Below are 23,843 nucleotides of genomic sequence, written 5' to 3'. Positions count from 1 at the left end.
CCTTCGCTACGCTCATAATCGCGAGCAGGCTCGCTCCCACAAGGTTTAAGCTGATCCTGTGGGAGTGAGCCTGCTCGCGATGCTTTTCAATAGAGGAAAACATGATGCGCGTATGGATCGATGCCGACGCCTGCCCTCGAGCGGCCAAGGATCTGGTGGTCAAGTTCGCCCTCAAGCGCCGGTTTGAAGTGGTGCTGGTAGCGGGGCAGCCGCAGATCAAGCCGGGCCTGGCCCTGGTCAAGTTGATCGTGGTGCCCAGCGGACCGGATGCGGCGGATGATTACCTGGTGGAACACGCGGTGCCCGGAGAGCTGGTGATCTGCAGCGACGTGCCGCTGGCCGACCGTCTCGTGAAGAAAGGCGTTGCGGCGCTGGACCCGCGGGGCAAGGAGTTCGACCTGCAGAACATGGGTGATCGCCTGGCCGTGCGCAACCTGTTCACCGACTTGCGTGAACAGGGACAGATGAGCGGTGGGCCGGCACCGTTTGGCGAGCGGGAGAAGCAGGCGTTTGCCAATGCGCTGGACCGGATTTTGACGCGGTTATCGCGCCAGTCTTGAGCGCCGCGCGATCCCCTGTAATTGAATGGACTCGCCCTCGCTGTCGTTGGCTGTTTAGACTGCCACCGTGGCGCATTGACGCCTCGGCGTGGGCGAGTCCATTCAATTACGGATTGCGTTGTGGCTTAAGCTTGCCACTATCAGTTCTGATAGTAGCCAGCCTCGCCCGAATACCCCACAGTGAAACCCTGAACCAAGGATCTTCAGGGAGCCCGGCCCATGCGGTCCAACCGTGAAACTCTGCTCTGCCGCTATTTCTACGATCCGCTGGATCGGCTGACCGCTTGTACGCCTTCAAAGGAGGCAAGCACGCAGCGCTTCTACTTCAAGGATCGCCTCGCCACCGAGGTGCAAGGCGCGGTGCAGCGCTCGATCGTTCAGCATGAAGATCATCTACTGGCGCAACAAACACGCCAGAGCGGTAAAGCTGAAACCGCCATGCTCGCCACCGATCAGCAACGCTCGGTGTTGAACGTACTCGCGACAGTACGCCCTAATCCTCTTGCCTACACACCTTATGGTCATCGCCCTCTGGAAAACGGCTTGCTCAGCCTGCTCGGCTTCAACGGCGAACGTCCGGATCCGGTGACGGGGTGTTATTTGTTGGGCAATGGTTATCGGGCGTTTAATCCGGTATTGATGCGGTTTAACAGTCCGGACAGTTGGAGCCCGTTTGGGAAGGGTGGGTTGAATGCGTATGCATATTGTATGGGGGACCCGGTGAATCAGTCCGATACGACGGGACACTTTTCAGGCTGGGTAATTGTTCGAAATAATATCTCTCGCATAGCAAAAATGGGGACCGCCTCCAAGCTGCATAAACCATCTTGGGGGAGTGCCCTGCCAGGCACAGCGAAAAGAGTTAGCCCAACGCTCAAGCCACGGACTACTCTCAATGATATGCCCAACGAAATGCTTGCTGGGGTATTCGGCCATCTTGAAGGCAAAGATCTCGTTAATGTTTCCCTCACTTCAAAAAGAATGAAGGGAGTTGTAAGCGAGTTATCTGAAATCAATATGAAAAAATTTTTGAACGCTGCTCCACCAGATAGCCGATTGCCGAGAATCGACAGCGTCGGGTTTGGAGAAGTTCGCGGAATTGCCCCTTCAGCGACCGTAAATACGGGCGCAACGCTTGCACAAGTGCAGCGAGAATTTCCTTATCCAATGACTCGACTGGTTGGCCATAACAGCAGACGTTTGAATTACGGACCCCGGCCAGACCTCTTACCCCAAAACGCTCCTTTAAATGATGTTGCTGCACAAATTAGAGCCATGAACGGTGATATATTTTGACTGCAGTAGCCGAGCAATAAACAAGGGCGACTCCTGCCGCCCTTATTGAGCTTCCATCCCTTACGCCGCACTAAACAACTTCGCGGCAGCATCCACTGCACCTGGGTCTTCAGTCACGTACAGGCTAGAGATACCGATTTTGCCCGCCACACGCACCACGCCCATCAGCAAGTTGAGCACAATGGCCGGTGCTTCGTATTCCGCGTGGAACTGGCGCAGTGGCAGGAAAGCCTCGCCAGCCTGACCGACGCCCTGACCGAGCAACCGGTGCCGGAGCACGTGTGGCAAGGTATTAATGCGCGGATAGAACCGCAAGTGCTGCACATACCCGAGAAACGTCCGTTCTGGAATTGGTTGCGGGTGACGGCGGCGATAGGTTCGCTGGTGGTCGCAGTGGCCTTGGGCGTGATCTACAACCGCGACAGTGCGCGTTACAGCGCCACGCTGCTCAACGCCGACGCACAGCCGGCACTGAAGGTCGAAGCGCACGAGGATTATTTGAAAGTCGAAGCACTGTCGCTGGCAGCGGTTGATCAGGGACGCAGTCTGGAGTTGTGGGCCATTCCGGCGGACGGCAAACCGATTGCGTTGGCGGTCAGTCTTGAACCCAAGGGGGGATCGCCAACCGGGCAACCGACAGGACCGGTGTTGTACCAAGGGGCGTTGGCAGCCCTGTAATCAATTTTAGCCAGGGAACAAAAACCACCCTTTGTAGGAGCTGGCTTGCCAGCGATAGCGATCGAATATTCAACACATGCGTTGAAGGATATGACGCCTTCGCTGGCAAGCCAGCTCCTACGGTAAATGGTGTCAGGCGTCGTTTTCGTGGGTCAGTTCGAGCACCCGGTCGACCAGTTTGTTGATGCCCGAAGCCGCTTCGCTGATCGATTGCGCCAGCATGTAGGCCGGCGTCGTCACCAGTTTGCGCGCCTTGTCTTCGACGATATCGCTCACGGCGCAGTCCTTGTGGGTGGCGCCCATCTTGTTCAGGGCGGCTGCCGTCTCGGCGTCGTTGCCGATGGTGCAGGTCACGCCCGGCCCATAGATTTTCGCGGCCAGGGCGGGCGAGATGCAGATCAGGCCGACCGGTTTGCCGGCCTCGGCAAAGGCTTCGGTCAAGGCCAGGACGTCCGGTTGAACGGTGCAACCGGTGCCTTCGATGGCGAAGTTGGACAGATTCTTGGCTGAGCCGAAACCGCCGGGAATGATCAGCGCATCAAAGTCTTCGGCATCTGCTTCGCGAATGTCCTTGATCTCGCCACGGGCAATGCGCGCCGACTCCACCAGCACATTACGCGACTCGGGCATTTCTTCACCGGTCAGGTGATTGATTACATGCAGCTGCGCGATATTCGGTGCAAAACACTGCACCTGCGCGCCACGCTGGTCCAGGCGCAGCAGGGTCACTACGCTTTCGTAAATTTCGGCGCCGTCGTACACGCCACAGCCGGAAAGGATCACTGCAACTTTTTTGCTCATGGGCTTTTCTCCAGATTCATGGCGTTAAATGTCCACTAATTTGTCACTCGTTGCCATAGGGATAATTCGGGGCTACACATAGGATCTGTCCTCAAGATACCGATCAGGGCGCGTCATGGACTTCATTCTGTATGCGGTGCCGTTTTTCTTTGTGCTGATCGCTGTCGAGCTGTTGGCCGACCGTTGGCGCGGGGTCAGCAACTATCGGCTGGCGGACGCGATCAACAGCATCAGTACCGGCGTGCTGTCGACCACCACGGGCCTGCTGACCAAAGGTGTGGGGCTTGTGACTTACGCGTTTGCCCTCAAGCATCTGGCGCTGTTCGAGCTCTCGGCCGACAGCGTCTGGGTGTGGATCTTCGCCTTCGTCTTTTATGACTTCTGCTACTACTGGCTGCACCGCATGGGCCACGAGCGCAACATTCTCTGGGCCGCGCACTCGGTGCATCACCAGAGCGAGGACTACAACCTCTCCACCGCCCTGCGCCAGACCAGCACCGGGTTCCTGCTGAGCTGGATCTTCTACCTGCCCATGGCCGTCGTCGGCGTGCCATTGCTGGTGTTCGTCAGCGTCGCGGCGCTCAACCTGCTTTACCAGTTCTGGGTGCATACCCGGCATATTCCCAAGCTTGGCTGGTTCGAGTGGTTTTTCGTCACGCCATCCAATCATCGGGCTCACCATGCACAGAACGCTCTCTACATGGATCGCAACTACGGTGGGGTGTTCATTATTTGGGACCGTCTATTCGGCTCGTTTCAGGAAGAGGACGATAATGAGCCTGTGATTTTCGGCGTGACCACACCGCTGGCAAGCTGGAACCCGGTGTGGGCCAACGTGCAGTTCTACGCGCAGTTGTGGGCGGATGCGCGGCGTGCCGAAAGCACCTGGGACAAGCTGCGGATCTGGTTCATGCACACCGGCTGGCGGCCGGCGGACGTCGCAGCCAGGTACCCGATAAACAAGCCGGACCTGAGCCAGTTCCGCAAATTCGAAGTGCCGCTGGACGGGCGTCAGCAGCTTTACGTCGCGTTGCAGTTCTGCGTCTACATTGCGCTGGGCAGCTATTTGATGAACCTGGAACCCGGTCTGTCGACGGCGGCGCTGGTGTTGGGCTGGGGAGCGGTGGCGCTGGGCCTGTTCGTCCTGGGCGTGGCCCTGGAGAATCGCCCGTGGGCGCTGAAGCTGGAGTTGCTGCGGCTGGCATCCAATGTGCCGCTGATCTGGCTGGCACCGTTGGTGGGGCTGTGGCCGGCCAGCGCGGTGGGCTGGGTCGGCCTGCTCAGTTACAGTCTGATCAGCGGTATCGGCCTTTACTGCTGCCGAAACCGCCTTACTCGGCTGGCGTCTTAGGACCGCCGGTAGTGTGCTGACTGGCTTTCAGGGCTTGCTCGTCGGCATAGACCTGCCGGGCCAGGCGCGCATTCTTGAACCGCCGGCGCAGCCACAGGCCCAGGCCGAGGATGAGCAGGGCGCCGAGCACCCACAGCTCGTACTTCTTGATGCTGCCGAGCATCCCTTCCAGTACCGCGCCAAAGTGATAGGCCGCCGCCGCCAGTGCGGTGGCCCAGATCGCCGCGCCAATCCCGTTGAGCAGCAGATAGCGACCCGGTGGATAGCCCGACAGGCCGATCGCCACCGGCATCACGGTGCGCAGGCCGTAGACGAAGCGGAAACTCAGGACCCAGATGTCTGGGTGTCTGCGAATATGTTCCAGCGCCCGATCACCCATCATTTGCCAGCGCGGTTTGCGCGCCAGCAATTTGCGCCCGTGCTTGCGCCCCATGAAGTACCACAGCTGATCGCCGGCGTAGCTGCCAAAGAACGCCACGACCACCACCAGGTTGATGTCCATGTATCCACGGAACGCGAGGAAGCCCGCGAGCACCAGGATGGTTTCGCCTTCGAAGAATGTGCCAAGAAACAGGGCAAAGTAGCCGAAGTCATGCAGAAATTGTTGGAGCATTGTCTGGGTGCTGGCGAAATGAACGCGCAGCCTAACCCTTCGTACACATTCAGGAAAGTGTCCAAATGTGTCTCGACGTGAACATTTCCTACAAGGACAATGGAATGCGGCTACCTGTCACAGGGTGCACACAACTGTAATACGTTCGTCATAATGGCCGCTTATAACTGTCACGCTCGCACGCCTGCGGGCTCAGGAGTCTGCCGTGAGCTTCACCCCAGCCAACCGTTTGTTCCCCGCAACCCGCCTGCGCCGTAATCGTCGCGATGACTTCTCGCGTCGTCTGGTCCGTGAAAACGTGTTGACCGTCGATGACCTGATCCTGCCGGTATTTGTACTGGACGGTGAAAACCGTCGCGAAGCGGTGGCCTCGATGCCGGGCGTCGAGCGCCTGACCATCGATCTGTTGCTGGAAGAAGCGGCAAAATGGGTCGAGCTGGGGATTCCGGCGCTGGCGCTGTTCCCGGTGACCCCGGCAGAACTCAAGTCGCTGGATGCCGCCGAAGCCTGGAACCCGGACGGTATTGCCCAGCGCGCCACCCGTGCCCTGCGTGCGCAGTTCCCTGAACTGGGGGTGATCACCGATGTCGCGCTGGATCCGTTCACCACCCATGGCCAGGACGGTATTCTCGACGAAGAAGGCTATGTGCAGAACGACATCACCGTCGACGCCCTGGTCCGCCAAGCCCTGTCCCATGCCGAAGCCGGCGCCCAGGTCGTCGCGCCGTCGGACATGATGGACGGTCGCATCCAGGCGATCCGCGAGGCTCTCGAAGTGGCCGGTCACGTCAATGTGCGGATCATGGCCTATTCGGCGAAGTACGCCAGCGCCTATTACGGCCCGTTCCGCGACGCGGTCGGTTCGGCGCTGAACCTGGGCAAGGCCAACAAGGCCTCCTATCAGATGGACCCCGCCAACAGCAACGAAGCCCTGCACGAAGTGGCGGCTGACTTGTCAGAAGGCGCAGACATGGTCATGGTCAAGCCTGGCATGCCGTATCTGGACATCCTCTGCCGGGTCAAAGAAGAATTCAAAGTGCCGACTTTTGTTTATCAAGTCAGCGGCGAATACGCCATGCACATGGCCGCGATCCAGAATGGCTGGTTGAGCGAAGGGGTTATCCTCGAATCCCTGACCGCTTTTAAACGCGCAGGCGCTGATGGCATCCTCACGTATTTTGCCGTTCGTGCCGCTCAATTGTTACGAGAGCAAAAATAGCCCTCCCAGGAACATTCGATGAATACCGAAGTACTCACTGAAGTGGCCGTAAAAGACGCTCAACCTGTGGTGGAGCAAGTCGACGAGACCCCGCCGGAGCTTGAGCCCGCTCCACCCGCGGCGGTCGTCGAGCCTGTTGTGGCAGCGCCGGCGATTGCCATTCCCGGCCTGGATGACAGCAGCCTGTACATCCACCGTGAGCTGTCGCAACTGCAGTTCAATATCCGCGTGCTGGAGCAGGCACTGGACGAATCCTATCCGTTGCTGGAGCGGCTGAAGTTCCTGCTGATCTTCTCCAGCAATCTGGACGAGTTCTTCGAGATTCGCGTTGCCGGCCTGAAGAAGCAGATCACCTTCGCCCGTGAACAGGCGGGCGCCGACGGCCTGCAACCGCACCAGGCCCTGGCCCGCATCAGCGAGCTGGTGCACGGTCACGTTGATCGCCAATACGCGATCCTCAACGACATTCTGCTGCCGGAACTGGAAAAGCATCAGGTCCGCTTCATCCGTCGCCGCAACTGGACGACCAAGCTCAAGACCTGGGTACGCCGCTATTTCCGCGACGAAATCGCCCCGATCATCACCCCGATCGGCCTCGACCCGACGCACCCGTTCCCGTTGCTGGTGAACAAGAGCCTGAACTTCATCGTCGAGCTCGAAGGCATCGACGCCTTCGGTCGCGACTCTGGCCTGGCGATCATCCCGGCCCCGCGCCTGCTGCCGCGCATCATCAAGGTGCCGGAAGAAGTCGGCGGCGCCGGTGACAACTATGTGTTCCTGTCGTCGATGATCCATGCCCACGCCGATGACCTCTTCCAGGGCATGAAGGTCAAGGGCTGCTACCAGTTCCGCCTGACCCGGAACGCCGACCTGGCGCTGGACTCCGAAGACGTCGAAGACCTGGCGCGGGCCCTGCGCGGCGAGTTGTTCTCCCGTCGTTACGGCGACGCGGTGCGACTGGAAGTCGCCGACACCTGCCCGAAACACCTGTCCGACTACTTGCTCAAGCAGTTCAACCTGAGCGAGACCGAGCTGTATCAAGTCAATGGCCCGGTGAACCTGACGCGTCTGTTCAGCATCACCGGCCTGGACAGCCAACGCGAGCTGCAGTACTTGCCGTTCACCCCGCAGATCCCGAAACTGTTGCAAAACAGCGAGAACATTTTCAGCGTGGTCAGCAAGCAGGATATTCTGCTGCTGCACCCGTTCGAGTCGTTCACCCCGGTGGTCGACCTGCTGCGCCAAGCGGCAAAAGACCCGCACGTTCTGGCTGTACGCCAGACCCTGTACCGCTCCGGCGCCAACTCGGAAATCGTCGATGCGTTGGTGGACGCGGCGCGTAACGGCAAGGAGGTCACCGCGGTGATCGAATTGCGCGCGCGCTTCGATGAGGAATCCAACCTGCAACTGGCCAGCCGTCTGCAAGCGGCCGGTGCGGTGGTGATCTACGGCGTGGTCGGCTTCAAGACCCACGCCAAGATGATGCTGATCCTGCGTCGCGAAGCGGGCGAGATCGTGCGTTATGCCCACCTGGGCACGGGTAACTACCATGCCGGTAACGCCCGCCTGTACACCGACTACAGCCTGCTGACCTCCGACGACGCCCTGTGCGAAGACGTCGGCAAACTGTTCAGCCAGTTGATCGGCATGGGCAAGACGCTGCGCATGAAGAAGCTGCTGCACGCGCCGTTCACCCTGAAAAAGGGCATGCTCGACATGATTGCCCGGGAAACCCAGTTCGCCCTCGAGGGCAAACCGGCGCACATCATCGCCAAGTTCAACTCGCTGACCGATCCGAAGATCATCCGCGCGCTGTACAAGGCCAGCCAGTCGGGCGTGCGCATCGATCTGGTGGTGCGTGGCATGTGCTGCCTGCGGCCAGGTATCGCCGGGGTCTCGCACAACATCCATGTTCGCTCGATCATCGGGCGCTTCCTGGAGCACACCCGGGTCTTCTACTTCCTCAATGGCGGCGATGAACAGATGTTCCTGTCCAGTGCCGACTGGATGGAGCGCAACCTCGACAAGCGCGTCGAGACTTGCTTCCCGGTGGAGGGCAAGAAGCTGATCATGCGGGTCAAGAAAGAGCTGGAGCTGTATCTGACCGATAACACCCACAGCTGGAGCCTGCAGTCGGACGGCCGTTACATCCGCAATACGCCGACCGGCAACCAGAACCCGCGCAGCGCCCAGGCTACGTTGCTGGAGCGGTTGGGTAGCCCGATCCTGGCAGTGCGTTAACGCCGGAGGGCAATAAAAAATGGCGATCCCGAGGGATCGCCATTTTTGTTTCCACCCAAATTCTGTAGGAGCTGGCTTGTCGGGTCGCCGCATCGCAGCGAAGGCGTCCTCGATTCGACACCAGGCTCAATGACGCCTTCGCCGGCAAGCCGGCTCCTACAGGGACCGTTTTGCGGCGATAGGTTGTTTATCGCGCGGTAAGGACGATATCCACCCGCGTCAGCCATTGCGCTTCGATTTCGAAGTCGGCCTGGGTCAGCTGGTTTTCATCCAGCCAGTTCTCCGGGAACACCACTTCGAGGCTATTGCCATGGGCGTTCAGCTCCACCTGGGGCATTTGCTGGGTGCCACGAATGTGGTGGAACAGGATCGCAAAGCGCAGCAGCACGCACAGGCGAATCAGCTTGATGCCGTCATCGCCGAAATCGGCGAACTTGTCCTTGGGAATGTTACGACGATGACCGCGCACAAGCAGCGCGAGCATCAGTTGGTCCTCGCGGGAGAAGCCGGCCAGGTCCGAGTGTTCGATCAGGTAGGCGCCGTGCTTGTGGTACTGGTAGTGAGCGATGTCCAGGCCCACTTCATGCACCTTGGCCGCCCAGCCAAGCAATTCTCGCCAGACGCCGTCTTCCAGGTCCCAGTCCTTGGCTACCTGATCGAAGGCATGCAAGGCCTTGCGTTCGACGCGCACTGCCTGCTCCAGGTCGACGTGATAACGCTCCATCAGCGAGGTCAGGGTGCGTTCACGCACGTCTTCGTGATGATGGCGACCCAGCAGGTCGTAGAGCACACCTTCGCGCAGTGCGCCTTCACAGTGGTCCATGCGCTGCAATTCAAGGGAGTCGAAAATAGCTTCGAGGATGGCCAGGCCAGCCGGGAATATCGCCCGTCGGTCCGGCTTGATGCCTTCGAAGTCGATCTTGTCGACGTCGCCCAGCTTGATCAGCTTGCGCTTGAGCCAGGCCAGGCCCTGGGCGTTGACCTCGCCGCTGCCGTGGCCGCCGGCCTTCAGCGCCAGGCCGATGGCGCGGATGGTGCCCGAGGAGCCGATGGCTTCATCCCAGGTCAGGCGGTGCAGGGCATGTTCGATGCTCATGATCTCCAGCCGCGCCGCAGTGTAGGCCTGGGCGTAGCGGGCCGGGGTGATCTTGCCGTCCTTGAAATAGCGCTGGGTGTAGCTGACGCAACCCATCTGCAGGCTTTCGCGCAGCAGTGGTTCGAAGCGCTGGCCGATGATGAATTCGGTACTGCCACCGCCGATGTCGGCCACCAGGCGTTTGCCCGGGGTGTCGGCGAGGGTGTGGGACACGCCCAGATAGATCAGTCGCGCTTCTTCACGGCCGGAGATGACTTCCACCGGGTGGCCGAGGATTTCTTCGGCGCGGTGGATGAATTCGTTGCGGTTGCGGGCTTCACGCAGGGCGTTGGTGCCGACGATCCGTACGGCACCGGTGGGCATGCCGTTGATCAGTTGGGCGAAGCGCTTGAGGCAATCGAGCCCGCGTTGCATGGATTCTTCGCTGAGCTTGCGCTCCTCATCGATACCGGCGGCCAGCTGAACCTTCTCCCCGAGACGCTCGAGAATACGGATTTCACCGTTCTGGGCCTTGGCCACGACCATGTGAAAGCTGTTGGAGCCCAGGTCGATAGCGGCGATCAGGGACAGATTCTTGGCTTGGGATTGCGGCATGGTCAGGGTCTCGGTCGATAACCTCGACATCGTGCCACGATCAAAGGCTGGCGCCAACGCGTAGGCGTTGCGGCGATGCAAATGGCCTCTTCGCGGGCAAGCCTGCTCCCACGGTTTTTTGCGTCGAACACACCACTGTGCTCCGGCAGAGAACCCTGTGGAAGCGGGCTTGCTCGCGATTGCGGCCTCACAGGCACTAAATTTCCATCAGACTGGCGCTTCCACCGTGCCAATGAAATTCGCCAGCTCCACAGTCTGCGGATTGGCAAACAACTCCTTCGGATCACCCACCTCATGCACCAGCCCCTGATGCATGAACACCAACTTGTCCCCAACCTCCCGGGCAAATCGCATCTCGTGGGTCACCATGATCAAGGTCATGCCTTCCTTGGCCAGCTGGCGAACCACGCTGAGCACTTCATTGACCAACTCCGGGTCCAGCGCCGAGGTGATTTCGTCGCACAGCAACACCTTGGGCGACATTGCCAACGCGCGGGCGATCGCCACTCGCTGTTGCTGTCCGCCGGACAACCGATCCGGGAAGGCGTCGAATTTCTCCCCGAGGCCCACGCGTTCCAGCATCTCCCGCGCCAGTTCGGCGGCCTTGGCTTTCGGGACTTTCTGCACCACCTGTGGCGCGAGCATCACGTTCTCGCCGACCGTCAGGTGTGGGAACAGGTTGAACTGCTGGAACACCATCCCGACTTTCTGCCGCAGGCTGCGCAGGTCGGCACGGGCGGCGTCAAGGTATTCGCCGTCGACTTCGATGACGCCGTCGTTGATCGATTCCAGGCCGTTGAGGGTGCGCAGCAAGGTCGACTTGCCCGACCCGCTGCGGCCGATGATCGCCACCACCTGGCCTTGCTCGACACTCAGGTCGATGCCTTTGAGCACGTGGTGGTCGCCATAGTATTTATGCAGGGCGGAAATTCTAAGCAGAGGCATGCAGTCTCCTTTCCAGGTAGCGCGCACTGAGGGACAAGGGGTAGCAGAGCAGGAAGTAGCCGAGGGCGACGAGGCCGTAGACCATGAAAGGTTCGAAGGTGGCATTGGCCAACATGCCGCCGGTCTTGGTCAGTTCAGTGAAGCCGATGATCGAGGTCACGGCGGTGCCCTTGACCACTTGCACCGAGAAACCCACGGTCGGCGCCACGGCGATGCGCAATGCTTGCGGCAGGATCACGTAGCGCAGTTGCTCCAGCGGGTTCAGCGCCAGGCTCGACGAGGCTTCCCACTGGCCATTGGGAATCGACTCGACGCAACCCCGCCAGATCTCCGCCAGATAGGCGCTGGTGAACAACGTCAAGGCTATTGCTGCCGCGGCCCACGGCGAAATCTCCACCCCGGCCAGCGCGACGCCGAAGAACACCAGGAACAGCTGCATCAGCAGCGGCGTGCCCTGAAACAATTCGATGTAGGTACGGGCAAAGCTGCGCGGCAAGGGTTTGTTCGAAATGCGCATCACCATGACCAGCAAGCCGATCAGTCCACCGCCGACAAACGCCACCAGCGACAGCGCCAGCGTCCATTGCAGGCCGGTAAGCAGGTTGCGCACGATGTCCCAGAAAGTGAAATCGCTCATCGAGTGCTCCTTGCAATAAATCGCTGGCCGATCCAGTTCAGCAACTGGCGGATCAACAAGGCCATGCACAGGTAGAGCAGCGTGGTCAGGGCATAGGTTTCAAAGGCGCGGAAGTTGCGCGACTGGATAAAGTTGGCGGCGAAGCTCAGCTCTTCGGTGGCGATCTGCGAGCAGACTGCCGAGCCGAGCATGACGATGATGATCTGGCTGCTCAAGGCCGGCCAGACCTTGCCCAGCGCCGGTAGCAGCACCACGTGGCGGAACGCTTCGAAGCGCGTCATGGCCAGCGCCGCTGCGGCCTCCAGCTGGCCGCGCGGGATCGCCTGGATACCGGCACGGATGATCTCGGTCGAGTAGGCACCCAGATTGATCACCATCGCCAGCACGGCGGCCTGCCACTCGGAAATCTGCACGCCAAGCGACGGCAGGCCGAAGAAGATGAAGAACAACTGCACCAGGAACGGCGTATTGCGGATCAACTCGACGTAGACCGCGAAAATCCCGGCGAAAGGGCGGATGTTCCACGCCCGCACCAGCGCCCCGATGATGCCAAGGCCCACCCCCAGCACCGCGCCGATGGCCGTCAGCTCAAGGGTGAACAGCGCACCACGCAGCAGCAGGTCGGTGTTGTGGACCACCGGCAAGAAATCGAACTGATAAGCCATAGCGTGTCTCCTGCGCGCCGGATCAGAGGTCGGCCGGCAGCGGTTCTTTCAGCCAGGTCAGGGCGTTTTTTTCCAGCGCGCCGTCGGTTTTTGCGGTGACGAGGATCTGGTTGACCTTGTCCAGCAGCGCCGGCTCGTTCTTGTTCACGCCGACGTAGACTGGCGAGTCCTTGAGCTTCACTTTCAACGCTGGCACGCGCTTCGGGCTCTTCTCGCTGATGGCGACCATCACCACGTTGCCGCTGGCGATCAGGTCGACTTGCCCGGCCAGATACGCGGCGATGGTCGAGTTGTTGTCTTCGAAGCGCTTGATGGTCACACCCTCGGGGGCGACCTTGGTCAGCTCGATGTCTTCGATAGCGCCACGGGTGACGCTGATGGTCTTGCCCTTGAGGTCGTCCAGGCTTTTGATGTCGGCGTCTGGAGGACCGAACACCGCGAGGTAGAAGGGTGCATAGGCGCGGGAGAAATCGATGACCTTTTCGCGCTCGGGGTTTTTACCGAGGCTGGAGATCACCAGGTCGACCTTGCCGGTGGTCAGGAACGGAATGCGGTTGGTGCTGTTGACCGGGGTCAGTTCGAGTTTGACCTTGAGCTGGTCGGCCAGCAGTTTGGCGGTGTCGATGTCCAGGCCGCGGGGTTTCATGTCCGGGCCGACCGAGCCGAAAGGCGGGAAGTCCTGCGGTACGGCGACCTTGAGGACGCCGCGCTGGACCACATCCTCCAGAGCATCGGCATGAGCGGGAGCCTGGCTCAGTACGAAACTGGCGAACAAGGCTGCGAGGAGGGCGCTGTAACGCTGGGTCATGGCAAGTCTCCGGATCTTCGGGAAGTGATTTCTGCGGATCGACAGAGCATGGGCCATGCCAACATGGCGTTTACGGGGCGCCAGGCCGCGGTTTTGCTGGCGTCGCACGGTCTTACTGGTCTGAACAGTCAGGTGGCGTTTCGCACCCTGATGGCGCAGCCAGGAAAGTGACCGAACCCCCATGGGGCACGACTTGCCGGGCGCCCCGAATAGCTTTACAACTGATCGCACATTGGCCTGGTTCTAGTGGAAAACCATGAATTCGATCTCCCGCGCCGTACCTGAAGTGGCGCTGCAAGCCATCCGCAAGCTGATCACCGAACGGGGTTTCGGGCCCGGGGATGCCTTGCCTTCGCAGCGGGACCTGGCGGTGCAATTGGGCGTCAGTCGGGCGTCGTTGCGCGAGGCGTTGTCATCGCTCAGTGCGCTGGGTGTCATCAGCATACAGCCGGGTAAAGGCGTGTTCGTGCAGTCGCCGGTGGAGCTGCCGCGAGGCGAGGCTGCGCCCGGTTGGCCGTTCGCGGCACAGGCTTCGCCTCTGGATATCTTCCAGCTGCGTTATGCGCTGGAGGGGTTTGCGGCGGGGCTGGCGGCCGTGACCTTGAGTACCGATGAGCTCGATGCGCTGGAAGATAACGTCGCCGCCATGCGCAACGAACTGAAATCTGGCGACTTTGAAGCGGCGGCGCGGCTGGACTTTGAGTTTCATCGACGCATTCTGCTGGCCAGCGGCAATCAGGCGATGCTGAGCATCCTGACGGCCAGCGCCGACATCTTCCTGGAGAGCCAGAAGCTACCGTTCATCCGGGCCGAGCGAGCCATGGAAACCTGGCAGGAGCACCGCAAGATCCTTCGCGCGCTGGCGCGCCGGGCCTCGGGGGCTGCACAAAAGGCCATGCACGAACACGTGCGCAACGCGGCGATGCGCACCGGGATCGCGTTCGTCGCTCCCGCCACCGCCTGACCTGAGCTATACCCAAACTCATGCAACACCATAGCGAGACTCAATCATCTGCACCTTCCTGAACAGGGGAAGGGCGGCTATGATGGGCCACGTTTTTTTGCTTACAACCCTGGAGAATTCCATGAGCAGCGATCTTATCAAACACGTTAGCGACGCTAGCTTCGAGGCCGACGTACTCAAGGCTGAAGGCGCTGTACTGGTCGACTACTGGGCTGAGTGGTGCGGCCCTTGCAAAATGATCGCTCCTGTCCTGGACGAAATTGCCGAGACCTACAAAGGCAAGCTGACCGTTGCCAAGCTGAACATCGACGAAAACCAGGAAACCCCCGCCAAGCACGGCGTGCGCGGTATCCCGACACTGATGCTGTTCAAGAACGGCAACGTTGAAGCGACCAAGGTCGGCGCACTGTCGAAGTCGCAACTGGCGGCTTTCCTCGACGCCAACATCTAAGCGTCGTAGCAGCGTGTCAGAGAAAAGCCCCGTAAATAGCGGGGCTTTTTTCGTTGTGGAGGGCTAGACGCTCCGAAACTCAGGTGTTACATTCGGCCCCGCGCTGGTTTCTCCAGTGCCCCCTGCTAGCCGTCGCCGACGCTCTCCTTTTCGAATAAGTACGCGATCCTGTCGCCTTCTCCGCGGCGCGGCCTCATTAAGCCAAAAGCTTAATTTCCCCCCTCCATAAATGATTACGTCATTCCTATATGAATCTGACTGAACTCAAGCAAAAGCCGATTACCGAACTGCTCGAATTGGCCGAACAGATGGGCATAGAAAATATGGCCCGTTCGCGCAAGCAGGACGTGATTTTCTCCCTGCTCAAAAAGCACGCGAAAAGCGGCGAGGAAATCTCCGGTGATGGCGTGCTGGAGATTCTCCAGGACGGCTTCGGCTTCCTCCGCTCTGCAGACGCCTCCTATCTCGCCGGCCCTGACGATATCTACGTCTCGCCGAGCCAGATCCGTCGCTTCAACTTGCGCACCGGTGACACCATCGTTGGCAAGATCCGCCCTCCGAAGGAAGGCGAGCGGTATTTCGCGCTGCTCAAGGTCGACACGATCAACTTCGACCGTCCGGAAAACGCGAAAAACAAGATTCTCTTCGAGAACCTGACCCCGCTGTTCCCGACAGTGCGCATGAAGATGGAAGCCGGTAACGGTTCCACCGAAGACTTGACCGGTCGAGTCATCGACCTGTGCGCCCCGATCGGTAAAGGCCAGCGTGGTCTGATCGTTGCACCGCCGAAAGCCGGTAAGACGATCATGCTGCAGAACATTGCCGCGAACATCGCTCGTAACAATCCTGAAGTTCATCTGATCGTGCTGCTGATCGACGAACGTCCGGAAGAAGTGACCGAAATGCAGCGCACCGTGCGCGGCGAAGTGGTTGCCTCGACGTTCGACGAGCCGCCAACCCGCCACGTGCAGGTTGCCGAGATGGTGATCGAGAAGGCCAAGCGCCTGGTCGAACACAAAAAGGACGTGGTAATCCTGCTCGACTCCATCACCCGTCTGGCCCGTGCCTACAACACCGTGATCCCGAGCTCCGGCAAGGTACTGACCGGTGGTGTCGATGCCCACGCCCTGGAGAAACCCAAGCGTTTCTTCGGCGCCGCACGGAACATCGAAGAAGGCGGCTCGCTGACCATCATCGCCACCGCGCTGGTTGAAACCGGCTCGAAGATGGACGAAGTGATCTACGAGGAATTCAAAGGCACCGGCAACATGGAACTGCCTCTGGACCGTCGCATTGCTGAAAAACGCGTGTTCCCGGCCATCAACATCAACCGTTCCGGTACTCGCCGCGAAGAGTTGCTGACCGCCGACGACGAGTTGCAGCGCATGTGGATCCTGCGCAAGCTGCTGCATCCGATGGATGAAGTCGCTGCCATCGAGTTCCTGGTCGACAAGCTGAAAACGACCAAGACCAACGATGAGTTCTTCCTGTCGATGAAGCGCAAGTAAGTCGAACAGGTCAAAAAGCCGGGGCAACCCGGCTTTTTGCTATCTGATTTTTGATGAACCGGCAGTTCATGGTTCTGAATAGAGGGGTTCGGCGCTAAACTGCCTGCCCCGAACGCCACGGCCAACACGAGGCTCACGCATGCAGTATCGCGACTTGCGCGACTTTATCAGCGGCCTGGAACAGCGCGGCGAACTCAAGCGCATCCAGGTTCCGGTGTCCCCAGTGCTCGAAATGACCGAGGTGTGCGATCGCACCTTGCGCGCCAAGGGCCCGGCCCTGCTCTTCGAAAAACCTACCGGTTTTGACATTCCCGTGCTCGGCAACCTGTTCGGTACCCCCGAGCGCGTCGCGTTGGGCATGGGCGCCGAAGCGGTCAGCGAGCTGCGTGAAATCGGCAAGTTGCTGGCGTTCCTCAAGGAGCCCGAGCCGCCGAAGGGGCTGAAAGACGCCTGGTCCAAGCTGCCGATCTTCCGCAAGATCATCTCCATGGCGCCCAAGGTCGTCAAAGACGCGATCTGCCAGGAAGTGGTGATCGAAGGCGACGACGTCGACCTTTCGACCTTGCCCGTGCAGACCTGCTGGCCAGGCGATGTCGCCCCGCTGATCACCTGGGGCCTGACGGTCACCAAGGGGCCGAACAAGGACCGGCAGAACCTCGGTATCTACCGTCAGCAAGTGATCGGCCGCAACAAGGTCATCATGCGCTGGCTGAGTCACCGCGGCGGCGCGCTGGATTACCGTGAATGGTGCGAGAAACACCCTGGCCAGCCGTTCCCGGTGGCCGTGGCGCTGGGTGCTGACCCGGCGACCATCCTCGGTGCCGTGACCCCGGTGCCAGACAGTCTTTCCGAGTACGCCTTTGCCGGCTTGCTGCGCGGTAACCGGACCGAACTGGTCAAGTGCCGTGGCAACGACCTGCAAGTGCCGGCCACCGCCGAAATCATCCTCGAAGGGGTGATTCATCCGGGCGAGATGGCCGATGAAGGGCCGTACGGCGACCACACCGGTTACTACAACGAAGTCGACAGCTTCCCGGTGTTCACCGTCGAGCGCATCACCCACCGGATCAAGCCGATCTACCACAGCACCTACACCGGCCGTCCACCGGATGAGCCGGCAATCCTCGGTGTGGCACTGAACGAAGTGTTCGTGCCGATCCTGCAGAAGCAGTTCCCCGAAATCACCGACTTCTACCTGCCACCCGAAGGCTGTTCCTATCGGATGGCCGTGGTGACCATGAAGAAGTCGTACCCAGGCCATGCCAAGCGGGTAATGCTCGGCGTCTGGTCGTTTTTGCGACAGTTCATGTACACCAAGTTCGTTATCGTCACCGACGACGATATCAACGCGCGGGACTGGAACGACGTGATCTGGGCCATCACCACGCGCATGGACCCCAAGCGCGACACGGTGATGATCGAGAACACACCGATCGACTACCTGGACTTCGCCTCGCCGGTTTCCGGCCTGGGTTCGAAGATGGGGCTCGATGCCACGCATAAATGGCCGGGTGAAACCACGCGCGAGTGGGGCCGTGTAATCGTCAAGGACGACGCCGTGACCCAGCGGATCGATGCCATCTGGAATCAGTTAGGAATAGATTGATGCGTGTAACCTTGCAGCCCTCTGGAGCAGTCCTGGATATCTTGCCCGGCGAGCGGATTCTCGATGGCGCACGTCGCCTGGGCTATGAATGCCCGCAAAGCTGCCGCAACGGTAACTGCCATGTATGCGCCGCGCTGCTGGTGGAAGGGCGCGTCGAGCAGGCAGGCCTCGTGCGTGACCATGGCGAGTTCTACACTTGCATAGCGGAGCCGCTGGAAGACTGCATCGTGCTGTGGGATGGCGTGCTCGCGCTCGGAGAGTTGCCGGTGCGCAGTCTGTCGTGTCAGGTCACCAGTTGCACCGAGGTCGGTGGCGATACCTGGCGGGTGCGGCTGCGGGCGCCTGCCGGCAAGTCGCCGCGTTATCACGCGGGCCAGTACCTGATGATCCATCGCGACAATGGCGAGAAGTCATCCTTCTCCCTGGCCTCGGCACCCTCTGGCGGGCGGGATCTGGAAATCCACGTGTTGGCGCGCGAAGCCAGTGCGCTGAACCTGATCGAGCAACTGCAACGCAACATGATGGTGCGTATCGACATGCCGTTTGGAGATACGCACCTGGCGGAGTTGCCGGACGGTCCGTTGGTGCTGATCGCCGCTGGCACGGGCATGGGCCAGGTCCATGGCCTGATCGAACATTGCCGTGCGCTAGGCTTCAAGCATCCCGTGCACCTGTATTGGGGGGTGCGTCGCCCTGAAGACTTTTATGAAGTCGAACATTGGGATGAGTGGCTGAAACTGCCCAATCTGTTCCTGCATAAAGTCGTCAGCGACCAATGCGGCTGGCAGGGGCGTTGCGGCATGTTGCATGAAGCGGTCTGCGAAGACTTTCCCGATCTCAAGGCCTTGCATGTCTATGCCAGCGGCTCGCCGGCCATGGTCTACGGCACCCTGGATGCGTTGGTCGAGGCGGGGATGGACGCCCACCAGATGCGCGCCGACGTATTTGCGTACGCGCCGCGATCTTGATCCGCGATCTTGATCCACGATCTTGATCCTCAATCCTGATCAGCGATCTTGATGTTGCCTACGGTTTTATCCTTATATCTCTCTATATAGCTTATCGGTATTTATAAAATCATATAAATACCGGTAGGTTATAATTTGTTCAGGTAATTAATTAACAACGGTGCCATGGCACTTGAATTGCTTTGAAAAACATATGTGCCTTATTGTTGCAGCGGTGCGTTCTATTAAGTAACTCTTTACTCGCGGGGAGCTGAACGCTATTCGCCATGAGCGCCATTGAATCGTCAATCTTGAATCTGGCTTACCCTCCGCGGCTCGATCTGGGGCCGCAACTCACTCACGAACAATTGCTCAGCTCGATGCAATCGACCATGGCGCGCCACAAGGGCGGCCCGGTATGGCTGTTCGCCTACGGGTCGCTGATCTGGCGGCCGGAGTGCACGGCGGTCGAACGGGTTCGCGGACGCGTACATGGCTACCATCGCGGTTTGTACCTGTGGTCCCACGAACATCGCGGCACGCCGGAAATGCCTGGCCTCGTCTTTGGTCTGGATCGCGGCGGCTCTTGCAGCGGGTTTGCCTACCGCTTGCCGGAGGAGCAACTGGACGCTTCGCTGTATGCACTGTGGAAAAGAGAAATGCCATTCCCGTCCTATCGTCCACACTGGCTCAATTGCCGACTCGAGGACGGCAATCAGGTTCAGGCATTGGGATTCGTCCTGGAGCGGCACCTGCCCAGCTACGCCGGCAACCTGCCGGATCACGTGCTGAGCCACGTGTTCGAAAACGCTTGCGGGCGTTACGGCACCACTCGCGACTATGTCGAGCAGACCGTACACGCCCTGCGTAGCCACGCCATGCCAGACCGGAATCTGGAGGCGCGGCTCAAGCGCTGCAAATCAAAGGATGATCAAGCGAGTGCTTCGCGGCCCTGACTGGCGACCTGCTTGTGCCACAGCGTCGGCGCAAGGAAAGCCATCGCCAGCAGGCAGGCACCGATCAGCAAGACGAAACCGCCGTCCCAGCCGAAATGGTCCACGGTGTAGCCCATCGCTGCACTGGCCGCGACGGATCCCCCCAGGTAGCCGAACAGGCCGGTGAAGCCCGCAGCCGTGCCGGCGGCTTTTTTCGGTGCCAGTTCCAGCGCCTGTAGACCGATCAGCATCACCGGCCCGTAGATCAGGAAGCCGATGGAGATCAGCGCAATCATGTCGACCGTCGGGTTACCGGCCGGGTTGAGCCAGTACACCAGCGTCGCCACGGTCACCAGCGCCATGAACACCATGCCGGTCAGGCCACGGTTGCCACGGAAGATCTTGTCCGACATCCAGCCGCACAGCAGCGTGCCCGGAATACCGGCCCACTCGTAGAAGAAGTACGCCCAAGACGTCTTGTCCACGGTGAAACCCTTGGCTTCCTTGAGGTAGGTCGGCGCCCAGTCCAGCACGCCGTAGCGCAGCAGGTAGACGAAGACGTTGGCCAGGGCGATGTACCAGAGCATTTTGTTGCGCAGCACGTATTTGACGAAGATTTCCTTGGCGCTGAATTCTTCTTCGTGGCTGGCGTCGTAGCCTTCCGGGTAATCGTTCTTGTACTTCTCGATCGGCGGCAGGCCGACCGATTGCGGGGTGTCGCGCATGGTGATGAAGGCAAACACGGCCACGGCCATGGCCACCGCCGCTGGCACATAAAACGCCGCGTGCCAGTCGTTGAACAGGCCCATGCCGATCAGGAACAGCGGGCCGATCAAACCGCCACCGACGTTGTGCGCCACGTTCCACAGGGACACCACGCCACCGCGTTCCTTCTGCGACCACCAGTGCACCATGGTCCGCCCGCTTGGCGGCCAGCCCATGCCCTGCGCCCAGCCATTGATGAACAGCAGGACGAACATGATGGTCACGCTGGATGTCGCCCAATGGGCAAAACCGAACGTGAACATCACCGCCGCCGAGACCACGAGGCCAAACGGCAGGAAGAAGCGCGGGTTGGAACGGTCGGACACGATGCCCATCAGGAACTTGGACAAGCCGTAGGCGATGGCAATCGCCGACAGCGCCACCCCCAGCTCTCCTCGGGTGTAGCCCTCTTCGATCAGATAAGGCATGGCCAGGGAGAAGTTTTTGCGCAGCAGGTAGTAACCGGCGTAACCGATGAAGATACCGGCGAAGATCTGCCAACGCAGGCGTCGGTAGGTGCTGTCTATTTTTTCTTCAGGCAAGGGAGCCTGATGCGTGGCAGGACGAAAGAAAGCAAACATTCAAGAGCTCCAAATTTCTTGTTTTGACTGCGGATACGAATGTTACAGTTTCGTTACCGAAAATAGCACCGGTTCGCATCGGCAAAATAGCGGAAATGTTGGAATTCGAGTGTTCCTTTATGAACATGTCGCTCAGGTATAAATGAAGTGCGTTGTAGGAATTATTACAGCGTTCCTGTTTGATGCGGCGGGTGAAGGCAGGCCTTTGGGAAATGTCCTGCCCCTTTACCGGAAGCCGCGACCTTCAGCTTGAGGCCGTCGGTCTGTAGCCTTTTTGTTGCGGCCAGGACCTGGCATTTGCATCAAGAGGGAGGAGGTATGCGTTGGTTTGTGTTGCTGTTGATCCTGGTGGTATCGGGTGAAATCCGGGCTGAAGAGTTTTTTCTGATACCGGAGAACAATCCCAAGCCGATCTATCCACTGGCACTGCAGAGGGCCGGGGTGGTCGGTACTGTCCGGGTCGGGTTCACGGTCAAGGCCGATGGTTCAATCAGCAAGGTGAAGATTGTACAAAGCGATCACCCGGACCTGGCTGAAGCGACCCGGGTGGCGATAGCGCAGTGGCGGTTCAAGCCCTGGACCGTCGATGGCGATAAACCTGCCGAACAGGACATGGTTGCGCCGATGGTGTTTGGCTACGATTGGGATATGACGATCGATACCAACAAGTGGCTCAACGAACTGCGATGTCGCGATCTCAATAACGCGCTTGTCGATACACCCGAGCACAGATGGACGGATTCCGCGGCGTTCTACTACACCCGCGCTTATCTGACGAAAGCGTTTTCAAAAGACATGTTATCGAACGAGCGGCGCCTTGAACTGATAACCCAGTTGAATCGCAAGGTGCCAATCATAGTCAGTGAGTGCCGCAGTAACCCTGTTTCCAGGTACGTGCGGTATTTGCCGCAGGGTATTCGAAAGTTGCTTTAGTGCTTGGCCTGGGCTGACATGGTCTGAACTACGATATCGTAGTTCAGACCGATTGGGAGCTTATCGAACCTGCACCACCACCTTCCCGACAGCCTTGCGCTGGCCAAGATCATTGATGGCCTGCGCCGCATTGCTCAACGGATACACCTGCGACACCAGCGGCTTCAACTTGCCCTCGGCAAACCAGTCAAACAGCTGCTGGAAGTTGGCGGCGTTATCCTGCGGCTGGCGTTGGGCGAACGAGCCCCAGAACACGCCGAGCACCGCCGCACCTTTGAGCAGTGCCAGGTTCACCGGCAGTTCGGGGATGCGTCCGCTGGCAAAGCCGACCACCAGCAGGCGGCCGTTCCAGGCGATGGCGCGGATGGCCTGGTCGAACAGGTCGCCACCCACAGGGTCGTAGATCACGTCGGCACCCTGGCCGTCGGTCAGGCGTTTGATTTCGTCCTTGAGGCTGGTTTCGCTGTAGTTGATCAGTTCATCGGCACCCGCGGCCTTGGCCACGGCGAGTTTTTCCGCGCTGCTGGCCGCGGCGATCACCCGGGCGCCCATGGCCTTGCCGATCTCTACTGCCGCCAGGCCGACACCGCCGGAGGCGCCCAATACCAGCAGGGTTTCGCCGGGTTGCAGGTTGCCGCGTTGCTTGAGGGCGTGCATCGAGGTGCCATAGGTCATGCTGAAGGCGGCGGCGGTGTTGAAGTCCATGGAGGGCGGGATCGGCAACACGTTGTAACCGGGTACCGCGACCTGTTCGGCAAAACTGCCCCAGCCGGTCAGGGCCATGACCCGATCGCCAACCTTCAGGTGGCTGACTTTTTCGCCCACTTCGCTGACGACGCCAGCGGCTTCACCGCCCGGGGAAAAAGGGAAGGGCGGTTTGAACTGGTACTTGCCCTCGATGATCAGCGTGTCGGGGAAGTTCACCCCGGCGGCATGCACCTCCAGCAGGATTTCGTTCTTCTTCGCGACAGGACTGGCGACGTCTTCCAGTACCAGCGATTCGGCAGGACCGAAGGCTTTGCACAGCACGGCTTTCATCAGGGCTATTCCTTTTGGAGTGATGGCCGATAAGTGTAGGTGTGTGAGTCGACGGGTCAACGAGCATGCCCGACCCTGATAGTCAGCCATAAGCTTGTGTTGGCGTGGCGGGTGGTTATGCTGGGCCGCAAACCGGATAAGGAGCGAATTGTGAAAGCGTGGATCATGTTGTTGCTGGCCCTGTCCCTGCCTGTGGCGGCGGTGGCCGAGGAAGCCAAGGAAGAGGTGGCGCCAAAGGTCAATTATGTCACCTTGAGCCCGCCGTTCGTGGGCAACTACGGACTGGATGGCACGCCCAAGCTCAAGGTCTACAAGGCCGATGTGGCCTTGCGTGTGACCGGCGACGAGGCCGCCAAGGCGGTCAAGGCCAACGAGCCGCTGATTCGCAATCAACTGGTGGCGTTGTTTGCCCAGCAGTCCACCGAGACGATGAACAATGTCGAGGCCAAGGAAAAGCTGCGTCAGGAAGCGTTGAAGCAGACCCAGCAGATCATGAATGATGAAACGGGCAAGCCGGTGGTTGAGGATCTGTTGTTCAACAACCTGATCATCCAATAAGCTTTTTGCTGTCCTGGCGGGCCTCGTTGCGAGAGTGGCTCTTTACTCGTTCA

The 23,843-nt window shown here is 59.8% G+C and carries 22 protein-coding genes and 2 pseudogenes; 14 read left to right on the top strand and 10 right to left on the bottom strand.

Translation table 11 applies throughout. The annotated features are described in order from the left end of the window. Positions 1 to 104 precede the first annotated feature (104 nt). Together NQL71_RS01815 and NQL71_RS01810 are read left to right on the top strand one after the other, a co-directional pair. On the top strand, positions 105 to 560 hold the full coding sequence (locus NQL71_RS01815; RefSeq protein ID WP_046818727.1) for a YaiI/YqxD family protein: 456 nt from the start codon (positions 105 to 107) through the stop codon (positions 558 to 560). Between the two features lie 219 nt (positions 561 to 779). Then, positions 780 to 1,856, top strand: a complete 1,077-nt coding sequence (locus NQL71_RS01810; protein ID WP_274642193.1) for an RHS repeat-associated core domain-containing protein — start codon at positions 780 to 782, stop codon at positions 1,854 to 1,856. Positions 1,857 to 1,934: 78 nt separating this feature from the next. On the opposite strand, the pseudogene NQL71_RS01805 reads toward NQL71_RS01810, so the two are convergent. After that, positions 1,935 to 2,060: pseudogene (locus NQL71_RS01805) on the bottom strand (formaldehyde dehydrogenase, glutathione-independent); the annotation flags it as partial. Here NQL71_RS01805 and NQL71_RS01800 point away from each other — a divergent pair. Beyond that, positions 2,058 to 2,534, top strand: a pseudogene (locus NQL71_RS01800) (anti-sigma factor); the annotation flags it as partial. The pseudogenes NQL71_RS01805 and NQL71_RS01800 overlap by 3 nt on opposite strands. Positions 2,535 to 2,666: 132 nt before the next feature. On the opposite strand, the gene elbB reads toward NQL71_RS01800, so the two are convergent. Continuing rightward, positions 2,667 to 3,335, bottom strand: a complete 669-nt coding sequence (gene elbB, locus NQL71_RS01795) for an isoprenoid biosynthesis glyoxalase ElbB (protein ID WP_046818466.1) — start codon at positions 3,333 to 3,335, stop codon at positions 2,667 to 2,669. A gap of 115 nt (positions 3,336 to 3,450) precedes the next feature. On the opposite strand from elbB, the gene NQL71_RS01790 reads away from it, so the two are divergent. Continuing rightward, complete coding sequence (locus NQL71_RS01790) at positions 3,451 to 4,686, top strand: sterol desaturase family protein (RefSeq protein WP_274642192.1); 1,236 nt, start codon at positions 3,451 to 3,453, stop codon at positions 4,684 to 4,686. Here NQL71_RS01790 and NQL71_RS01785 read toward each other — a convergent pair. Then, the gene (locus NQL71_RS01785) at positions 4,667 to 5,299 is read right to left on the bottom strand and encodes a DedA family protein (RefSeq protein WP_046818464.1); all 633 of its coding nucleotides are present in this window, start codon (positions 5,297 to 5,299) and stop codon (positions 4,667 to 4,669) included. The two genes, NQL71_RS01790 and NQL71_RS01785, sit on opposite strands and share 20 nt — an antisense overlap. A 205-nt stretch (positions 5,300 to 5,504) precedes the next feature. Between NQL71_RS01785 and hemB the strand changes: the two genes are divergently transcribed. Next, positions 5,505 to 6,518, top strand: coding sequence for a porphobilinogen synthase (gene hemB / locus NQL71_RS01780; RefSeq protein WP_046818463.1), 1,014 nt, complete (start codon positions 5,505 to 5,507; stop codon positions 6,516 to 6,518). A gap of 18 nt (positions 6,519 to 6,536) precedes the next feature. Then, positions 6,537 to 8,759 (top strand): polyphosphate kinase 1, encoded by a 2,223-nt coding sequence (gene ppk1, locus NQL71_RS01775; protein WP_046818462.1) that lies wholly within the window; start codon positions 6,537 to 6,539, stop codon positions 8,757 to 8,759. Between the two features lie 187 nt (positions 8,760 to 8,946). Here ppk1 and ppx read toward each other — a convergent pair whose 3' ends face one another. The 5 genes from ppx to NQL71_RS01750 all read right to left on the bottom strand — a co-directional run bounded on the left by ppx (position 8,947) and on the right by NQL71_RS01750 (position 13,504). After that, on the bottom strand, positions 8,947 to 10,449 hold the full coding sequence (ppx, locus tag NQL71_RS01770; RefSeq protein ID WP_046818725.1) for an exopolyphosphatase: 1,503 nt from the start codon (positions 10,447 to 10,449) through the stop codon (positions 8,947 to 8,949). A 207-nt stretch (positions 10,450 to 10,656) separates the two neighbouring features. Beyond that, on the bottom strand, positions 10,657 to 11,394 hold the full coding sequence (locus tag NQL71_RS01765) for an amino acid ABC transporter ATP-binding protein (RefSeq protein WP_046818461.1): 738 nt from the start codon (positions 11,392 to 11,394) through the stop codon (positions 10,657 to 10,659). Next, positions 11,381 to 12,031: an amino acid ABC transporter permease gene (locus tag NQL71_RS01760; protein WP_046818460.1), complete on the bottom strand. Its 651-nt coding sequence runs from the start codon at positions 12,029 to 12,031 to the stop codon at positions 11,381 to 11,383. Before NQL71_RS01760 ends, NQL71_RS01765 begins: the two co-directional genes overlap by 14 nt. Further along, complete coding sequence (locus NQL71_RS01755) at positions 12,028 to 12,696, bottom strand: amino acid ABC transporter permease (RefSeq protein ID WP_046818459.1); 669 nt, start codon at positions 12,694 to 12,696, stop codon at positions 12,028 to 12,030. The genes NQL71_RS01760 and NQL71_RS01755 overlap by 4 nt, the downstream gene beginning before the upstream one ends. A gap of 22 nt (positions 12,697 to 12,718) precedes the next feature. Beyond that, positions 12,719 to 13,504, bottom strand: a complete 786-nt coding sequence (locus NQL71_RS01750; RefSeq protein ID WP_046818458.1) for a transporter substrate-binding domain-containing protein — start codon at positions 13,502 to 13,504, stop codon at positions 12,719 to 12,721. 256 nt (positions 13,505 to 13,760) lie between these two features. On the opposite strand from NQL71_RS01750, the gene NQL71_RS01745 reads away from it, so the two are divergent. From NQL71_RS01745 to NQL71_RS01720, 6 genes are all read left to right on the top strand, one after another. Beyond that, positions 13,761 to 14,468, top strand: a complete 708-nt coding sequence (locus tag NQL71_RS01745) for a FadR/GntR family transcriptional regulator (RefSeq protein ID WP_046818457.1) — start codon at positions 13,761 to 13,763, stop codon at positions 14,466 to 14,468. Positions 14,469 to 14,589: 121 nt separating this feature from the next. Beyond that, a complete protein-coding gene (gene trxA, locus NQL71_RS01740) occupies positions 14,590 to 14,919 on the top strand; it encodes a thioredoxin TrxA (RefSeq protein ID WP_003206727.1) in 330 nt (109 codons plus the stop codon). A 248-nt stretch (positions 14,920 to 15,167) separates the two neighbouring features. Next, positions 15,168 to 16,427: a transcription termination factor Rho gene (gene rho, locus NQL71_RS01735; protein WP_003206716.1), complete on the top strand. Its 1,260-nt coding sequence runs from the start codon at positions 15,168 to 15,170 to the stop codon at positions 16,425 to 16,427. A gap of 139 nt (positions 16,428 to 16,566) precedes the next feature. Further along, positions 16,567 to 18,033, top strand: coding sequence for a 4-hydroxy-3-polyprenylbenzoate decarboxylase (ubiD, locus tag NQL71_RS01730; protein WP_020797260.1), 1,467 nt, complete (start codon positions 16,567 to 16,569; stop codon positions 18,031 to 18,033). Beyond that, a complete protein-coding gene (locus tag NQL71_RS01725) occupies positions 18,033 to 19,001 on the top strand; it encodes a CDP-6-deoxy-delta-3,4-glucoseen reductase (protein WP_046818456.1) in 969 nt (322 codons plus the stop codon). The genes ubiD and NQL71_RS01725 overlap by 1 nt, the downstream gene beginning before the upstream one ends. Before the next feature lie 266 nt (positions 19,002 to 19,267). Continuing rightward, positions 19,268 to 19,936, top strand: coding sequence for a gamma-glutamylcyclotransferase (locus tag NQL71_RS01720; protein ID WP_046818455.1), 669 nt, complete (start codon positions 19,268 to 19,270; stop codon positions 19,934 to 19,936). Here NQL71_RS01720 and glpT read toward each other — a convergent pair. Then, the gene (gene glpT, locus NQL71_RS01715) at positions 19,912 to 21,261 is read right to left on the bottom strand and encodes a glycerol-3-phosphate transporter (RefSeq protein WP_046818454.1); all 1,350 of its coding nucleotides are present in this window, start codon (positions 21,259 to 21,261) and stop codon (positions 19,912 to 19,914) included. The two genes, NQL71_RS01720 and glpT, sit on opposite strands and share 25 nt — an antisense overlap. A 318-nt stretch (positions 21,262 to 21,579) precedes the next feature. On the opposite strand from glpT, the gene NQL71_RS01710 reads away from it, so the two are divergent. Beyond that, positions 21,580 to 22,194 (top strand): energy transducer TonB, encoded by a 615-nt coding sequence (locus NQL71_RS01710; protein ID WP_046818453.1) that lies wholly within the window; start codon positions 21,580 to 21,582, stop codon positions 22,192 to 22,194. Positions 22,195 to 22,254: 60 nt separating this feature from the next. Here NQL71_RS01710 and NQL71_RS01705 read toward each other — a convergent pair whose 3' ends face one another. Then, positions 22,255 to 23,232, bottom strand: a complete 978-nt coding sequence (locus NQL71_RS01705) for an NADPH:quinone oxidoreductase family protein (protein WP_046818449.1) — start codon at positions 23,230 to 23,232, stop codon at positions 22,255 to 22,257. A 150-nt stretch (positions 23,233 to 23,382) separates the two neighbouring features. Between NQL71_RS01705 and NQL71_RS01700 the strand changes: the two genes are divergently transcribed. Beyond that, complete coding sequence (locus tag NQL71_RS01700; protein WP_046818724.1) at positions 23,383 to 23,790, top strand: flagellar basal body-associated protein FliL; 408 nt, start codon at positions 23,383 to 23,385, stop codon at positions 23,788 to 23,790. Positions 23,791 to 23,843: the final 53 nt, after the last annotated feature.

Source organism: Pseudomonas serbica, from assembly GCF_028823535.1.
Classification (GTDB): Bacteria; Pseudomonadota; Gammaproteobacteria; order Pseudomonadales; family Pseudomonadaceae; genus Aquipseudomonas; species Aquipseudomonas serbica.
This window is presented reverse-complemented; position numbering and strand designations above follow the sequence as displayed.

What these genes read in the sequence shown, in the direction of transcription:
- NQL71_RS01750 (WP_046818458.1), bottom strand. Translation starts at nt 13,504, where the DNA reads ATGACCCAGCGTTACAGCGCCCTCCTCGCAGCCTTGTTCGCCAGTTTC.
- NQL71_RS01705 (WP_046818449.1), bottom strand. Translation starts at nt 23,232, where the DNA reads ATGAAAGCCGTGCTGTGCAAAGCCTTCGGTCCTGCCGAATCGCTGGTA.
- trxA (WP_003206727.1), top strand. Translation starts at nt 14,590, where the DNA reads ATGAGCAGCGATCTTATCAAACACGTTAGCGACGCTAGCTTCGAGGCC.
- glpT (WP_046818454.1), bottom strand. Translation starts at nt 21,261, where the DNA reads ATGTTTGCTTTCTTTCGTCCTGCCACGCATCAGGCTCCCTTGCCTGAA.
- NQL71_RS01710 (WP_046818453.1), top strand. Translation starts at nt 21,580, where the DNA reads ATGCGTTGGTTTGTGTTGCTGTTGATCCTGGTGGTATCGGGTGAAATC.
- ppk1 (WP_046818462.1), top strand. Translation starts at nt 6,537, where the DNA reads ATGAATACCGAAGTACTCACTGAAGTGGCCGTAAAAGACGCTCAACCT.
- NQL71_RS01790 (WP_274642192.1), top strand. Translation starts at nt 3,451, where the DNA reads ATGGACTTCATTCTGTATGCGGTGCCGTTTTTCTTTGTGCTGATCGCT.
- NQL71_RS01785 (WP_046818464.1), bottom strand. Translation starts at nt 5,299, where the DNA reads ATGCTCCAACAATTTCTGCATGACTTCGGCTACTTTGCCCTGTTTCTT.
- rho (WP_003206716.1), top strand. Translation starts at nt 15,168, where the DNA reads ATGAATCTGACTGAACTCAAGCAAAAGCCGATTACCGAACTGCTCGAA.
- ubiD (WP_020797260.1), top strand. Translation starts at nt 16,567, where the DNA reads ATGCAGTATCGCGACTTGCGCGACTTTATCAGCGGCCTGGAACAGCGC.
- elbB (WP_046818466.1), bottom strand. Translation starts at nt 3,335, where the DNA reads ATGAGCAAAAAAGTTGCAGTGATCCTTTCCGGCTGTGGCGTGTACGAC.
- NQL71_RS01815 (WP_046818727.1), top strand. Translation starts at nt 105, where the DNA reads ATGCGCGTATGGATCGATGCCGACGCCTGCCCTCGAGCGGCCAAGGAT.
- NQL71_RS01725 (WP_046818456.1), top strand. Translation starts at nt 18,033, where the DNA reads ATGCGTGTAACCTTGCAGCCCTCTGGAGCAGTCCTGGATATCTTGCCC.
- NQL71_RS01765 (WP_046818461.1), bottom strand. Translation starts at nt 11,394, where the DNA reads ATGCCTCTGCTTAGAATTTCCGCCCTGCATAAATACTATGGCGACCAC.
- NQL71_RS01760 (WP_046818460.1), bottom strand. Translation starts at nt 12,031, where the DNA reads ATGAGCGATTTCACTTTCTGGGACATCGTGCGCAACCTGCTTACCGGC.
- NQL71_RS01810 (WP_274642193.1), top strand. Translation starts at nt 780, where the DNA reads ATGCGGTCCAACCGTGAAACTCTGCTCTGCCGCTATTTCTACGATCCG.
- ppx (WP_046818725.1), bottom strand. Translation starts at nt 10,449, where the DNA reads ATGCCGCAATCCCAAGCCAAGAATCTGTCCCTGATCGCCGCTATCGAC.
- NQL71_RS01720 (WP_046818455.1), top strand. Translation starts at nt 19,268, where the DNA reads ATGAGCGCCATTGAATCGTCAATCTTGAATCTGGCTTACCCTCCGCGG.
- NQL71_RS01745 (WP_046818457.1), top strand. Translation starts at nt 13,761, where the DNA reads ATGAATTCGATCTCCCGCGCCGTACCTGAAGTGGCGCTGCAAGCCATC.
- NQL71_RS01755 (WP_046818459.1), bottom strand. Translation starts at nt 12,696, where the DNA reads ATGGCTTATCAGTTCGATTTCTTGCCGGTGGTCCACAACACCGACCTG.